This window comes from Bacillus sp. AR2-1 (assembly GCF_008368755.1).
GTDB classification, from domain to species: Bacteria; Bacillota; Bacilli; order Bacillales; family Bacillaceae_G; genus Bacillus_A; species Bacillus_A wiedmannii.
Genome location: NZ_QORY01000008.1, coordinates 488,260 through 502,779, shown reverse-complemented (window position 1 = coordinate 502,779; position 14,520 = coordinate 488,260). Strand labels below are relative to the sequence as shown.

Genomic DNA, 14,520 nt, shown 5'->3' with positions numbered 1-14,520 from the left:
CTAAAAACCTCTTATCCTTTTCTTCCATATTGTCAAAAAAATTGACAGCGCTCTTTCGAATTTGTATAAAATTTTTGACACCTTGTAAAGAAACTGAAATTGTGATCGATATTTTTCTCATTCTCCCACTGATAATTGAAATAATCTGTATTTCACGAGCAGCCCACCACCCATAAATAGCGGGATAAAGTGAAACTTTAATCAGTGGGGGTTTTCTTCATCCCCCACCTAACTCCTTTGCTTTCGCTGAATTTTGAGGTGTGGGTCTTACTGCCCATTAAAGCGGGATAAATTCCCTACCTAAAAGATATGCAATTTCTGTTATCTTTTCTCTAACAATATTTTTTGGCACGCTATTTGCTTTATTCAATACTGTGAATAGGGGGAATTAACATGACTTTAAAAATTAATAAAATCCAAAATCAACTACAAAATTATGAAATTGACGGATTGCTTATTACAAAAAAAGAAAATCGCCAATATGCAACAGGCTTTACAGGTAGTGCTGGCGTCGTCTTAATCTCTGCGGATAAAGCTGTTTTTATAACTGATTTTCGCTATGTAGATCAAGCAAAATCACAAATAAAAGATGCTGAAATTATTATGCATAAAGGAAATTTAGAAAAAGAAATTGCAAATCAAGTATCAAAATTAAACATTCAAAAACTCGGAATTGAAGAGAACAACATGACATTGCAACAATATAAAAACTTACAAAAATACGTACATGTAGAAATGGTTCAAGTGTGCGAAATCATCGAAAATATTCGTATTATTAAAGACATGCCTGAAATAGAAACAATGAAAATCGCAGCTAATATTGCTGACGAAGCATTTCACCACATCCTTACGTTTCTAAAACCAGGAATAAGTGAAAATGATGTACGAGATGAGTTAGAATTTTTCATGAGAAAAAAAGGAGCTACATCCTCTTCATTCCAAATCATTGTAGCTTCTGGCGTTCGTTCTTCACTTCCTCATGGAGTTGCATCAAATAAAATAATCGAACGAGGCGACGTTGTTACATTAGATTTCGGTGCACTTTACGATGGATATTGTTCCGATATAACTCGTACTGTAGCAATCGGAGAACCATCCGAAGAATTCAAAAAGATATACAATGTTGTACGAGAAGCGTTAAAACGTGGGACTGAAGCAATTAAGCCTGGAGAAACTGCGAAAAGTATCGATGATATAACGAGAGATTACATTACAGAACATGGATACGGTCAATATTTTGGACACTCTACTGGTCATGGTCTTGGATTAGAAATACATGAACCTCTTCGTCTATCCCAAGAAAGTAAGGCTACTTTAGAAGAAGGTATGGTTGTTACCGTTGAACCTGGTATTTACATACCAAACTGGGGCGGTTGTAGAATTGAAGATGATATTGTCATCACAAAAGACGGATATGAAGTTATTACAAAATCAAATCGGGAACTAATTGTTATCCCTTGTTGAAATCATAGAAAAAAATGCCACCGAATAAGGTGGCATTTTCTTTTATTCATTAGCGAATAGCTTTTCATTTACTTTTTTAGCGACTACCGCTACCAACATTAAAATGCATATTAAATATATCGATTTCGCAATAAATAACCAGCCTTGAAACATTACAATTCCATCTATTATCTCATTTCCTTTCAATAACAAAAATGGAATCGTGCTTATTACAATGACAAACTCGATGCTGAAAACAATTTTCTTTTTTCGGCTATATGCCTTCCATTCTTTCCAGCGATACATAGGTGCAAAAATCAATACTCCTATACATATGCCCTGAAACAACTGATAATAGTAAACAAACGAGCACACCATAATAACCTATTTTCTCTCTCATTCGTACTCCCCCATTCTACTTCTCCTTTAATATGTAACTTACTACGCTTATAACAATTCTTAGAAAAACAACAACGACAATTACAAGATAAAGACCTTTTGCAGAAGACATCCATTCTTGAAAAATAGACATTTTCTCCATTTGCTTCTGCCCTTCTATTAAAATAAACCCTACGAAAAATGAGCAAATAACAATGATACCTATCATCATTCCGATACTTTTCTTACTATATTGTTTCATATCTTCCCAGTTATATAAAAGTATAAATACAAACCCGAAAACAGGTATAATACTGATCCATTCATTACTTGTAAACAGATTCAAAATGATTAATAGACTACAAGAAAGGATGAATCCCCAAAACCCAATTTTTTTGCGCATAAACCCTCCTTAAATTCCATTTTTAGGATTAATTGTATTGTAACATCCATTTCTACTTCTTACCATTACAGTACATGAAATTTCACTTTTTTCTTTTTCCTATACTCACATACTTTTACTGCTTTCATACAATAAACTACACGAATGCCTAAAGGATGTGAATGTTATGGGAGTTGAATTAACGCTGTTGCATGCTCTCTATATTCTTTGTTTACTCACTATTATTACTTTTTTTATTCTCCGGAAAGATACGACGATTATTTGTATCGTTTTTATCTTTTTATTAGCATTAACCGCTACAAGTTCTATCCCTCTTGCCGTTAGCGGTATTTTTCAAAGTTTCATTTACGCTATTACTGAACTATTACCAACTATATTAATCATCTCCATTATCGTATCAATGAGCAATCTACTCGTTCATACTGGCATAAATGATACGATGATTTCACCATTTACAAAGATGATTCGTACCCCTACCCTCGCCTACTGGATTATCGGCCTTTTAATGATGACAATTTCTTTCTTCTTTTGGCCTTCTCCAGCTGTCGCTTTAATGGGAGCTATTTTATTACCCGTCGCTGTACGCGTCGGCCTTCCACCAATTGGAGTTGCCATTGCTATGAACTTGTTCGGACACGGCATCGCCTTATCTGGTGACTTCGTTATTCAAGGTGCACCGAAATTAACAGCGGATGCTGCTGGTTTTCCTGTTTCCAGCGTTGTTTCTGCCAGTGTTCCCCTCGTTATCGTTATGGGTATTGTGACAACTTCCGTCGCATTTTTCTTCTTACGAAAAGAATTCCATACAGGCTTATCTATACAAGAATCTATCCCATCAACTGAGTCTTCTAAAACGCTCACTTCATTATCTCCTCGGACAAAAAAATGGCTCGCTATTTGTATTCCGATCGTATATGCCATCGATATCCTTTGCATGATTCAATTTAAACTACAAGGAAGCGACGCAACTGCACTTATCGGCGGGACGACTGTTATTATGATTATCATTATTTCCCTCATCGCTTACAAAGGAAATGGACTGAATAAAACGACCGATTATTTTATAGAAGGGCTCCAATTTGGATTTAAAATTTTCGGCCCAGTTATTCCAATTGCTGCACTCTTTTATTTAGGAGATAGCGGTTTTGTAAAAATTATCGGAGACTATTTACCGAAAGGTTCACATGGAATCATTAACGACTTAGGGATCGCCTTATCTCAAACTGTTCCTTTAAACCAATATGTATCGGCGGGAACATTAACTATCGTTGGTGTCATAACAGGCTTAGATGGGTCTGGTTTTTCCGGTATATCACTTGCTGGTTCAATTGCCAATCTTTTCGGAACAGCACTTGGGCATGGAACAGCTACATTAACAGCACTCGGGCAAATTGCTGCAATCTGGACCGGAGGCGGGACTTTAATTCCTTGGGCGCTTATTCCTGCCGCTGCCATTTGTAAAGTGGATCCATTTGAACTTGCAAGACGAAATTTTTTACCGGTTGTGATTGGCTTAATTGTCACCACAATCGTTGCGATGTTTATCCTATAACATAAGCAAGTGTTCTCTTGCTTATGTTTTTTTATTGTAAAATTCATCATGAATTACTGGCTTTCAAAAGGAGTTATGTATATGTTAGCGAAATTATATTAAGAGAGTATTTATTCCAAAACGTTTACGAGAAACAGATTACTTCCATTAGAAAAGGGGACATAACTATGAATGAATTGATTTTCGTCTTATTAATTTGTCCATTACTTATCTTTATCGTTTCTGTTATTGGAACGCGCAAGACGAAAACGTATTACGTAATGCCGATTGTAACGTTTGCTAGTTTTTTAATAATAGGTGTTATCGCCTTTACTCCAAAATTTTTCTTTTGGGTTGGCATGTATAGCATTTTCTCATTTATTGTTTCTTATATGACGCTATTGTTTGTAAGAGGATATGAAGTTGCGGAAAATGCTAAATAGTTGTTAGCAAGGAGACAGGAATATGGTTTTCTTTGATATTGATGGAACTTTACTTGATTATGAGGCCGCTGAAAGAAATGGTATTATAGATTTTTTTCAAATATATAATACTATTTTTTCAGGCAATGAATTAGAGGCAATGAATTAGAGGCAACGAAAGTCTGGCATGAATTATCAGAAGAATATTTCAACAAATTTTTATCCAAAGAATTATCTTTTCAAGAACAACAAAGTATGCGAATGTATCATTTATTTAAAGCATATGGAGTAAACTTATCTCCCGAGGAATCTCAGCATAAATTCAATCAATATATAGAACTATATAAGAACAACTGGACCGCGTTTGAAGATGTAAACTATACATTACAGACCTTGCAGGAAAAAGGGCACTCATTAGGTATCATTAGTAATGGTGAATATGAGCAACAAGTCGAAAAGTTAACTACTCTAAACATTCTACAATATTTCAAATACATATTTACTTCTAGTGAAATTGGGATATCGAAACCAGACCCTAAAATTTTTCAAAGAACTGTATTACAATCAAATCTTGAAATGAAAGATTGCTATTATATTGGCGATCGATTAGAAACAGATGCAATTAGTAGTACAGCAGCTGGAATGCATGGGATATGGTTAAATCGGGATAACTTGCAACTCAAGTTTGATGTTCCTACTATCTGTTCTTTACATGAAGTTTTAACAATAATATAAAAAGACGACCGCGTTCCCCCGCGGTCGTCTTTTTTCGTGTTACGCTGTGATCCAAGCTTCATTAGCTGGATTTTTACGCCACTCTTGTAATTTTTTCGTTTCAGCTTGTCCGATCATACCTTTTTCTGCTGCAACTTCAGTTAATGCACTGTAATCACTTAAAGAATATGATGCTACGTTTGCTACTTCTAGTTTCTCTTTTCCTGACTCAAGCTCGTATGTGAAGATTGATACGATTCCTAATACTTCACAGCCAGCTTCGCGAAGTGCTTCTACACATGTAATTGCACTACCGCCAGTTGAAATTAAGTCTTCTACTACTACTACTTTTTGACCTTTTTCAGCTTTTCCTTCGATTTGGTTCCCTTTACCGTGAACTTTTGCTTTACTACGCACGTAGCACATTGGTAAATCCATACGATCGCTTACCCATGCAGCGTGCGCAATACCAGCAGTTGCTGTTCCTGCAATAACTTCTACAGTTGGGAAGTGCTCTTTAATTAACTCTTCTAATCCAGCTGCAATCGCTTGACGTACTTTTGGATAAGATAAAGTTAAACGATTATCACAATAAATTGGTGATTTCATACCTGAAGACCAAGTGAATGGATCATTCGGTTGTAAAAATACTGCTCCAATTTCTAATAAATGCGATGCGATTTCTTTTTTCATACTGTTACACCTTCCCACTGTTGTTTTACTGTTTTATACGCTTCAAGCGGATTTCCCGCTTTTGTAATACTACGTCCAACTACGATGTAGCTTGAGCCAAGTTCCCTCGCACGTTTCGGTGTTGCTACGCGCACCTGGTCATTTACATCATCGCTTGCAAGACGAATCCCCGGTGTTACTGTTACAAATTCATTTCCGCATACTTCACGTAATTTCGGAACTTCAAGTGTTGAACAAACAACACCATCAAGTCCACTTTCTTTCGTTAGTTTTGCATAATGAGCAACCGCTTCTTCTAACGTTTTCTCAATGCCAATCTCTTTTTTCATCATAGCTTCCGAAGTGCTTGTTAGTTGTGTAACTGCAATACAAATCGGTCTCTCTTTTCCTTCTTGCTTACCTTCCTCTAATCCCTCAATCGCAGCTTTCATCATACTGCTTCCCCCAGCAGCATGAACATTTACCATATCAACATCTAGACTAGCTAGGCTACGCATAGCGCTTTTTACTGTATTCGGAATATCATGAAGTTTTAAATCTAGGAAGATCTTATGCCCTTTTTCTTTTAAGTACGTAATAATCGCAGGGCCTTCTTTGTAAAATAACTCCATACCCACTTTGACAAATAACTCTTCCCCTTCAAAGTGGTGTAAGAATTGTTCTACATCTTGTTTCCCTGGAAAATCTAGTGCAACGATTAACGACTGTGACATGTTTGTTTCCAGCCCCTTCCTTGACATTCCGAAATATGATCAAATCCTAATTCATCTAGTAATGCTGGTAATTCTTCAATAATTGTCGGACATACGAACGGATCGATAAAGTTCGCTGTTCCAACTGCAACCGCGCTTGCGCCAGCATAGAAGAATTCAATTACATCTTCCGCAGTTTCAATACCACCCATTCCGATAATCGGAATGTTAACCGCTTGACTTACTTCATGTACCATACGAATTGCTACTGGCTTAATCGCAGGACCTGATAATCCGCCTGTACGGTTTGCTAAAATTGGTTTAGCTGTTTTTAAATCTAGACGCATACCAAGCAATGTATTAATCATCGTTAAACCGTCCGCACCCGCATTTTCAATTGCTTTTGCAATCTCCACAATGTTTGCCACGTTCGGTGACAATTTCACATATACCGGTACTTCAGAAACCTCTTTTACTCGCTTCGTTAAATCAGCAGCAATTTCAGGATTCGTACCAAAAGCGATACCACCCGTTTTTACGTTTGGACAAGAAATATTTAATTCTAGCGCATGAACATTAGGTGCCTTTGAAATTTCTTTCGCAACTGCTACATAATCCTCAGCTTGTGAGCCAGCAACATTCGCAATAATCGGAAGATCAAATTGCTCGAGAAAAGGTAATTCAGAATTCATTACCTTTTCTAATCCAGGATTTTGAAGCCCGATTGCATTTAGCATTCCGCCTGGTGTTTCCGCAACACGAGGCGTTGGGTTTCCGTAACGAGGCTGTTCTGTTGTCGCTTTAATCATAATTGATCCAAGTACACTTAAATCATAGAACTGTGCATACTCACGACCAAATCCGAAGCAACCAGATGCTGGGATGATTGGATTTTTTAATGATAACCCTGGTAATTCAACTTGCAATCTGTTCATAGTACAACCTCCCCGATTGGAAATACTGGTCCGTCGCTACACACCTTCTTGTAAGAATGTCCACTCGGATCTGCTTGTAAATGGCATACACATGCAAAACATGCTCCAATGCCACAGCCCATACGCTCTTCTAATGAAATGTAGGCTTTTCTCTCTTTATAGCGTCCTTCTAATGCACGAAGCATCGCTAAAGGTCCACATGAGTATAGAATGTCAAAGTCGATTCCATAGCTATCAATTACATCTGTTACAAAGCCTTCTGTACCATGCGTACCATCAACTGTTGCAACATACGTATCACCAAGCTCTGCGAATTTCTCTTCATAGAAGACAACATCTTTCGTTTGGAAACCTAAGATGTGAATAACGCGTACTCCCTTTGCTACAAGACGCTGTGACAATTCATATAGTGGTGGTACACCAATTCCCCCTCCAACTAATAGAGCCGTTTGTCCAGCTTCCGCTTCTTCTACAGGAAAACCATGTCCAAGTGGTCCTAACACATCTACAAGTTCGCCTTGTTTTCTTTTCGCTAATGTTTTTGTTCCTTGTCCTTCCGCACGATATAGCATTGTAAATTCGTTCTTGTCTTGATCGACATTACAAATACTAATTGGGCGGCGCAGAAGGGGCGTAATGCCCTCTGCTACCTTAATGTGTACAAACTGCCCTGGATCGTTCATTTGCTGCACTAGATCCCCTTGAAGCACTAATTCGTAAATGTTTTTTGCGATTTCTTTTTGGTTAACGACGATCATATTTTGCTTTTGCATCATGCATGTACCACCTCGTGACGCTTCGTTTGCGTAATTTCTTTCATTGAATGAGCTGAGAATGTCATAGATTCTAGTACTCGTAAGATTGCTCTCGTTGTATCAAGTGATGTTAAGCAAGCCACACCATTTTCTACTGATTCACGGCGAATGCGGAAACCATCACGCGCTGGTTGTTTGCCTTTTGTTAATGTATTGATTACAAACTGTGCTTTTCCTTGACGGATAATATCAAGTAAGTTGTATTCTTCAGAATCAATTTTATTTACAACTTGCACTGGAATGTTTTGCTCTGCTAACGATTGTGCTGTTCCAGCTGTTGCTAATAAGTTATAGCCGATTTCGTGGAAACGTTTTGCAATTTCCATTGCTTCTTCTTTATCTTTATCCGCTACAGTGATGATTACTGATCCGTGCGTTGGGATGTTAATTCCTGAAGCAACTAACCCTTTGTATAATGCTTTTTCAAGTGTTAAGTCTTTACCCATTACTTCCCCTGTTGATTTCATTTCAGGTCCTAATGTTGTATCAACTGAACGTAGCTTCGCAAATGAGAATACCGGTGCTTTTACATACACTTCTTTCTCTTCTGGGTGATAACCAGTTCCATATCCTTGTTCTACAAGATCTTGACCTAAAATAACTTTCGTTGCAACATTCGCCATCGGTACGCCTGTAATTTTACTTAAGAATGGTACTGTACGACTCGCACGTGGATTTACTTCAATTACATACACTTCATCTTTGAATACTACAAACTGAATGTTTAGTAATCCAACAATGTTTAAACCTTTTCCAAGTGCAATTGTATGTTCAATAATTTGTTCTTTCAGTTTTGCAGATAAGCTTTGCGGTGGATATACTCCGATTGAGTCACCAGAGTGAACTCCAGCGCGTTCAATATGTTCCATAATACCTGGAATGAATACATTCTCACCGTCTGAAATTGCATCTACTTCAATTTCTTTACCAACCATGTAACGATCGATTAATACTGGGTGATCTGCGTGAACTTTAACCGCATTTTTCATGTAGTGCAGCAGTTCTTCTTGACGATATACGATTTCCATCGCGCGTCCACCTAGTACGTAAGATGGTCTTACTAATACTGGGTAACCAATTTTGTCAGCGATTGCTACCGCTTGCTCTACAGTCGTTGCTGTTTTACCAACTGGTTGCGGAATACCAAGTTGTGTTAGAGCTGCTTCAAACTTATCACGATCTTCTGCACGGTCTAAATCTTCAAGTGATGTTCCTAAGATTTTCACACCGTGAGCCTCTAATTTAGCAGCTAAGTTAATTGCCGTTTGTCCACCGAATTGGACGATAACACCTTCTGGTTTTTCTAAATCGATAATGTGCATTACATCTTCGATTGTTAATGGTTCAAAGTATAATTTGTCAGAAATACTGAAGTCTGTTGAAACTGTTTCTGGATTGTTATTAACAATGATTGCCTCATATCCCGCTTCTTTAATTGCCCATACAGAGTGAACTGTTGCATAGTCAAACTCAACACCTTGACCGATACGGATTGGACCAGATCCTAGAACTACTACACTCTTACGATCTGTTCTAACTGATTCATTCTCGTCACCATATGTGCTGTAGTAGTATGGTGTTGCAGATTCAAACTCTGCCGCACAAGTATCTACCATTTTATAAACAGGAGTTATGTTGCTTTCTTTACGCATATCGTAAATTTCACGCTCTGTTTTGTTCCAAGCATTGGCGATGTAATGGTCACTGAAGCCCATTTCCTTCGCTGATTGTAATACTTCCATATTTCCTACATTTGCTTTTACTTCGCGTTCCATGTTTACGATATTTTCAACTTTTTGTAAGAAGAAGAAGTCCATTTCACACCAATTGTTGATTTCTTCTTTCGTTACACCTTGACGAATTGCTTCTGCTACAATAAACAGTCGCTCATCATCAGCTTTTATAATGCGTTTTTTCATTGTCTCTTTATCAAGCTCTTTTAAATGCTCTAACTCTAAGTGATAAACACCAAGTTCTAAAGAACGAATCGCTTTTAATAATGATTGCTCTAAGTTACGTCCGATTGACATAACTTCACCAGTTGCCTTCATTTGTGTACCCAGTGTTCTGTTTGCTGATTCAAACTTATCAAATGGCCAGCGTGGAATTTTTGACACAACATAGTCTAATGCTGGTTCGAAACAAGCATATGTTTTTTGTGTTACTGGATTTATAATTTCATCTAATGTTAAACCGACTGCAATTTTTGCCGCTAGCTTCGCAATTGGATATCCAGTTGCTTTAGATGCTAGTGCAGATGAACGACTTACACGCGGGTTTACTTCGATTACATAATATTGGAAGCTATGTGGATCAAGTGCAAGCTGAACGTTACATCCACCTTCAATTCCTAATGCACGAATAATTCGTAATGAAGTGTTTCGTAACATTTGATATTCACGGTCACTTAATGTTTGGCTCGGTGCTACAACGATAGAATCACCTGTGTGAACCCCAACTGGATCGATATTTTCCATGTTACATACTACAATCGCGTTATCATTTGAATCACGCATTACTTCATATTCAATTTCCTTACAACCAGCAATGCTCTTTTCTAATAAACATTGTGTTACCGGACTATGTTTTAATCCACCTGATACGATTTCAATTAGTTCTTCTTCATTACTACAGATTCCGCCACCTGTTCCCCCCATTGTAAATGCTGGACGAACAATAACTGGATATCCAATTTCTTTTACAAATTCATGTGCTTCTTCTAGCGTATGAATAATGGTACTAGATGGAATTGGTTCATTTAATTCCTGCATTAAGGTACGGAATAAATCACGATCCTCCGCTTGCTCGATTGCTGATAATTTTGTTCCTAAAATTTCAACTCCGCACTCTTCAAGTATGCCTGATTTCGCAAGTTCAACAGCCATATTCAGGCCTGTTTGACCACCTAATGTTGGTAAGATTGCATCTGGACGTTCTTTACGAATGATACGGCTTACGAATTCTAGTGTTAATGGTTCTATATATACTTTATCTGCCGTTGCAGTATCTGTCATAATTGTTGCTGGGTTAGAGTTAACAAGGATTACTTTGTAACCTTCTTCTCTAAGAGATTGACAAGCTTGTGTACCAGAGTAGTCAAACTCTGCTGCTTGCCCAATTACAATTGGTCCTGATCCGATTACTAAAATTGTGTTAATGTCTAGGCGTTTTGGCATAACTCTTCCCCTTCTTTCTTGAAGTTTTCAATCATTGCTAAGAAATCTTCGAACAAATCGTTTGCATCTTCTGGTCCTGCAGAAGCTTCTGGATGGTATTGTACTGTAAATGCTGGGAACTTCGTATGACGAAGACCTTCTACTGTTCCATCATTTAAAGCAACATGTGTAATTTCAAGTTCTGTATTTTTAACTGATTCATCTTCTACTGCGTAACCATGATTTTGAGATGTAATTGCTACTTTTCCAGTTGCAAGATGTTTTACCGGATGGTTTAAACCACGGTGACCGAATTTTAACTTACTTGTATTCGCACCAGATGCTAGAGCGAATAGTTGATGTCCTAAGCAAATTCCGAATAAAGGAACTTTACCGATAATGTCTTTTAACATTTCAATTGCTTCTGGTACATCTTTTGGATCTCCAGGTCCGTTACTTAACATAATTCCATCTGGGCTAAGACGTAAAATTTCTTCTGCTGTTGTATTGTAAGGTACTACAATTACATCACAGTCACGTTTATTTAATTCTCGTAAAATACCATGTTTCATTCCGAAGTCTACAAGTACAACTCGGTGTCCACGGCCTGGGCTTGGGTATGGATCTTTCGTTGATACGCGTTTCACGTGATCTGTAAAGACTGTCGCTTTTAATTGGCTCACGATGTATTCCACATCTGCATCCATGTTACATAGACGTCCACGTAATGTACCGTATTGACGAATTTTTCTCGTTAATTTTCTTGTATCAATTCCTGCTAACCCTGGGATATTTCTTTCTTTTAAGTAATCATTTAACGAAATTTCATTACGGAAGTTTGATGGATGATCACAAATTTCGTTTACGATTAAACCATTTACAGATGGGTGAATTGATTCAAAATCGTCACGGTTGATGCCGTAGTTTCCGATTAATGGGTACGTGAATGTTACGATTTGACCGCAATATGATGGATCAGATAATGTTTCTTGATATCCAGTCATTCCTGTTGTAAATACAACCTCACCTGACTTTTCGATTTCTCCTCCGAAACCTTTTCCAATTAATACTGTTCCATCTTCTAAGATAAGTTGTCTTTTCATACTAATGCACTCTCCTTTTGCCATGCGATCTTACCACCAACGATTGTCATTACCGGCCATCCTTGGCATTTCCAACCTGCGAATGGTGTATTTTTTCCTTTTGATAAGAATGTTGTTGGGTCAATCTCTTCTTCTTGTTCTAAATCAATGATTGTAATATCAGCTGTTCTACCTTCTTTCAGGCGACCTGCTTCTAAGCCGAATGTATCAGCTGGTTTTTCTGTTAAGAATTGAATTAACTGCTCTAATGTAATAATTCCTTTTTTCACAAGGTTTGTGTATAGAAGTGGGAATGCTGTTTCAAAACCAGTAATTCCAAATGGTGCTCTTTCAATTCCTTGCGCTTTCTCTTCCGCTGTATGCGGTGCATGATCAGTTGCGATCATATCAATTGTTCCATCTAATAAACCTTCAATTAGTGCTGCGTGATCTTCTTTTCCACGAAGCGGCGGGTTCATTTTAAAGTTAGGATCAGCTGATGGGATATCATCTTCACATAACACTAAGTGATGAGGTGTTACTTCTGCTGTTACTTTAATTCCAGCGCGTTTCGCATCTCGAATTACGCGTACAGAACCTTTCGTACTTACGTGACATACGTGATAGTGACAATCTGCCGCTTCAGCAAGCAGTATATCCCTTGCAATATGTACAGATTCACATACTGATGGGATACCGTTTAATCCGTGTTTCTCAGAAAACTTCCCTTCATGTACACAACCTTTATTAATAAGAGTATTCTCTTCACAATGCGCAACTACTGCCATATTTAATTTCGCTGCACGCTTCATAGCAGCTAACATCATGCTAGCATCTTGTACGCCTACACCGTCATCAGTGAAAGCAAATGCTCCAAGTTCTTTTAATGTTTCGAAATCTGTCATTTCAGAACCAGCTTGGCGTACTGTAATTGCTCCGTATGGTAGTACGTTGACATGCGCTTTTTCTTTAATACGATTTTGCAAGTCTTCCATATGTTCTCTGCAATCTGGTACTGGGCGTGTATTTGGCATTGCACAAATTGTAGTGAATCCACCTTTTGCCGCTGCTAGTGTACCTGTTTCAATTGTTTCTTTATGTTCACCACCTGGTTCACGAAGGTGTACGTGTACATCTACTAATCCAGGTGCGATTAACTTTCCGTTCACATCGATTACTTCAGCATTATCTGCCGTAATATTTTCTGCTACCTTAGCGATTTTACCGTCTTGTACGAGAAGATCTGTTGCTACGATTTTTCCTTCTTCATTCATATAACGACCATTTTTAAACAAGTAATTCATGTTTCATTCCTCCTAATACATTTGGTAAGGCGCGTTTTAGTACAGCCATTCTTACGTAAACTCCATTTTCCATTTGTTTAAATATGCGTGAACGCTCACACTCAACAAGTTCACTTGCAATTTCAACATCACGGTTTACAGGAGCTGGATGCATAATAATGCTTCCTTCTTTCATACGCTTTTCTCTTTCCACTGTTAATCCGTGTTTCTCATGATACTCTTTCATAATGTCTGTTTCATAATGATCATGACGCTCATGTTGTACACGAAGTAACATCATTACATCCACTTCTGGAACAAGTTCATCTAATGGTTTGTATGTTCCAAACGTGCTGTCTTCATCTTTCCACTCTTCTGGACTTGCAAAGTAAATTGTTGCACCCAGTTTCGTTAATGCTTCTGCATTAGAACGTGCTACTCGGCTATGACGAATATCTCCTACTATCGCAATCTTTAATCCTTCAAATCTTCCAAACTCTTGTTTAATTGTAAGAAGATCGAGTAGGCACTGCGTTGGATGGTTTCCACATCCATCTCCAGCGTTTAAGATTGGGATATTTACCTGTTCTTTTAGTTCATCGAAGTAGCGATCTTGCTCATGGCGGACGATCACCGCTTTTGTTCCGATTGATTCCAGTGTTCTTATCGTATCGTATAAAGTTTCTCCTTTTTGTACGCTTGATGCATCCGCTGAAAAGTTTAAAACTTCAAGTCCTAATCTCTTCTCAGCAACTTCAAAGCTAAATCTCGTTCTCGTACTATTCTCAAAGAACAAGTTCGCAACAAAAGTTTGCTCTGTCGTTTTGCTCTCTTTTCCATTCGCGAAATCTTCTGCGTCTTTTAGGATTTCTGAAATTTCTACTTCCGATAATTCACTCATCGTTAACAAATGGCTCATCGTCATCCCTCATCTTTCTGATTTTTATGTTACCACTTTTGTATTTTTATAACAA

At 37.8% G+C, this 14,520-nt stretch carries 12 protein-coding genes and 2 pseudogenes; 4 read left to right on the top strand and 10 right to left on the bottom strand.

The features are described 5' to 3' along the window. Positions 1–393: 393 nt before the first annotated feature. Positions 394–1,464 (top strand): M24 family metallopeptidase, encoded by a 1,071-nt coding sequence (locus tag DT250_RS12415; protein ID WP_088064298.1) that lies wholly within the window; start codon positions 394–396, stop codon positions 1,462–1,464. Between the two features lie 42 nt (positions 1,465–1,506). Here the strand turns inward: DT250_RS12415 and DT250_RS12410 are convergent. Next, positions 1,507–1,843: pseudogene (locus DT250_RS12410) on the bottom strand (YoqO family protein). Positions 1,844–1,858: 15 nt separating this feature from the next. Beyond that, the gene (locus DT250_RS12405) at positions 1,859–2,224 is read right to left on the bottom strand and encodes a YoqO family protein (RefSeq protein ID WP_088064299.1); all 366 of its coding nucleotides are present in this window, start codon (positions 2,222–2,224) and stop codon (positions 1,859–1,861) included. Positions 2,225–2,390: 166 nt separating this feature from the next. Here DT250_RS12405 and DT250_RS12400 point away from each other — a divergent pair, with 166 nt between their 5' ends. The 3 genes and pseudogenes from DT250_RS12400 to DT250_RS12390 all read left to right on the top strand — a co-directional run bounded on the left by DT250_RS12400 (position 2,391) and on the right by DT250_RS12390 (position 4,912). Further along, the gene (locus DT250_RS12400; RefSeq protein ID WP_088064300.1) at positions 2,391–3,776 is read left to right on the top strand and encodes a hypothetical protein; all 1,386 of its coding nucleotides are present in this window, start codon (positions 2,391–2,393) and stop codon (positions 3,774–3,776) included. 167 nt (positions 3,777–3,943) lie between these two features. Continuing rightward, positions 3,944–4,198 (top strand): YbeF family protein, encoded by a 255-nt coding sequence (locus tag DT250_RS12395; RefSeq protein WP_001003934.1) that lies wholly within the window; start codon positions 3,944–3,946, stop codon positions 4,196–4,198. 22 nt (positions 4,199–4,220) lie between these two features. Continuing rightward, a pseudogene (locus tag DT250_RS12390) lies at positions 4,221–4,912 on the top strand (HAD family hydrolase). A gap of 39 nt (positions 4,913–4,951) precedes the next feature. Here the strand turns inward: DT250_RS12390 and pyrE are convergent. Genes pyrE through pyrB form a run of 8 tightly spaced genes read right to left on the bottom strand, consistent with a single transcriptional unit; the run spans position 4,952 to position 14,465 of the window. Continuing rightward, the gene (gene pyrE / locus DT250_RS12385; RefSeq protein WP_149213089.1) at positions 4,952–5,584 is read right to left on the bottom strand and encodes an orotate phosphoribosyltransferase; all 633 of its coding nucleotides are present in this window, start codon (positions 5,582–5,584) and stop codon (positions 4,952–4,954) included. Further along, positions 5,581–6,297, bottom strand: coding sequence for an orotidine-5'-phosphate decarboxylase (pyrF, locus tag DT250_RS12380; protein ID WP_097889662.1), 717 nt, complete (start codon positions 6,295–6,297; stop codon positions 5,581–5,583). Before pyrF ends, pyrE begins: the two co-directional genes overlap by 4 nt. Next, entirely contained in the window at positions 6,282–7,211 is a 930-nt protein-coding gene (gene pyrD, locus DT250_RS12375) for a dihydroorotate oxidase B catalytic subunit (protein WP_149213088.1), read from the bottom strand. The genes pyrF and pyrD overlap by 16 nt, the downstream gene beginning before the upstream one ends. Continuing rightward, positions 7,208–7,987, bottom strand: a complete 780-nt coding sequence (pyrK, locus tag DT250_RS12370; protein WP_000983346.1) for a dihydroorotate oxidase B electron transfer subunit — start codon at positions 7,985–7,987, stop codon at positions 7,208–7,210. The genes pyrD and pyrK overlap by 4 nt, the downstream gene beginning before the upstream one ends. Continuing rightward, positions 7,984–11,202 (bottom strand): carbamoyl-phosphate synthase large subunit, encoded by a 3,219-nt coding sequence (gene carB, locus DT250_RS12365; protein ID WP_046957415.1) that lies wholly within the window; start codon positions 11,200–11,202, stop codon positions 7,984–7,986. Before carB ends, pyrK begins: the two co-directional genes overlap by 4 nt. Continuing rightward, the gene (locus DT250_RS12360) at positions 11,187–12,284 is read right to left on the bottom strand and encodes a carbamoyl phosphate synthase small subunit (protein WP_097889660.1); all 1,098 of its coding nucleotides are present in this window, start codon (positions 12,282–12,284) and stop codon (positions 11,187–11,189) included. Before DT250_RS12360 ends, carB begins: the two co-directional genes overlap by 16 nt. Continuing rightward, entirely contained in the window at positions 12,281–13,567 is a 1,287-nt protein-coding gene (gene pyrC / locus DT250_RS12355) for a dihydroorotase (protein WP_001108374.1), read from the bottom strand. The genes DT250_RS12360 and pyrC overlap by 4 nt, the downstream gene beginning before the upstream one ends. Then, on the bottom strand, positions 13,551–14,465 hold the full coding sequence (gene pyrB, locus DT250_RS12350; protein WP_048546070.1) for an aspartate carbamoyltransferase: 915 nt from the start codon (positions 14,463–14,465) through the stop codon (positions 13,551–13,553). Before pyrB ends, pyrC begins: the two co-directional genes overlap by 17 nt. Positions 14,466–14,520: the final 55 nt, after the last annotated feature.

What these genes read in the sequence shown, in the direction of transcription:
- DT250_RS12415 (WP_088064298.1), top strand. Translation starts at nt 394, where the DNA reads ATGACTTTAAAAATTAATAAAATCCAAAATCAACTACAAAATTATGAA.
- DT250_RS12405 (WP_088064299.1), bottom strand. Translation starts at nt 2,224, where the DNA reads ATGCGCAAAAAAATTGGGTTTTGGGGATTCATCCTTTCTTGTAGTCTA.
- DT250_RS12400 (WP_088064300.1), top strand. Translation starts at nt 2,391, where the DNA reads ATGGGAGTTGAATTAACGCTGTTGCATGCTCTCTATATTCTTTGTTTA.
- DT250_RS12395 (WP_001003934.1), top strand. Translation starts at nt 3,944, where the DNA reads ATGAATGAATTGATTTTCGTCTTATTAATTTGTCCATTACTTATCTTT.
- pyrE (WP_149213089.1), bottom strand. Translation starts at nt 5,584, where the DNA reads ATGAAAAAAGAAATCGCATCGCATTTATTAGAAATTGGAGCAGTATTT.
- pyrF (WP_097889662.1), bottom strand. Translation starts at nt 6,297, where the DNA reads ATGTCACAGTCGTTAATCGTTGCACTAGATTTTCCAGGGAAACAAGAT.
- pyrD (WP_149213088.1), bottom strand. Translation starts at nt 7,211, where the DNA reads ATGAACAGATTGCAAGTTGAATTACCAGGGTTATCATTAAAAAATCCA.
- pyrK (WP_000983346.1), bottom strand. Translation starts at nt 7,987, where the DNA reads ATGATGCAAAAGCAAAATATGATCGTCGTTAACCAAAAAGAAATCGCA.
- carB (WP_046957415.1), bottom strand. Translation starts at nt 11,202, where the DNA reads ATGCCAAAACGCCTAGACATTAACACAATTTTAGTAATCGGATCAGGA.
- DT250_RS12360 (WP_097889660.1), bottom strand. Translation starts at nt 12,284, where the DNA reads ATGAAAAGACAACTTATCTTAGAAGATGGAACAGTATTAATTGGAAAA.
- pyrC (WP_001108374.1), bottom strand. Translation starts at nt 13,567, where the DNA reads ATGAATTACTTGTTTAAAAATGGTCGTTATATGAATGAAGAAGGAAAA.
- pyrB (WP_048546070.1), bottom strand. Translation starts at nt 14,465, where the DNA reads ATGAGCCATTTGTTAACGATGAGTGAATTATCGGAAGTAGAAATTTCA.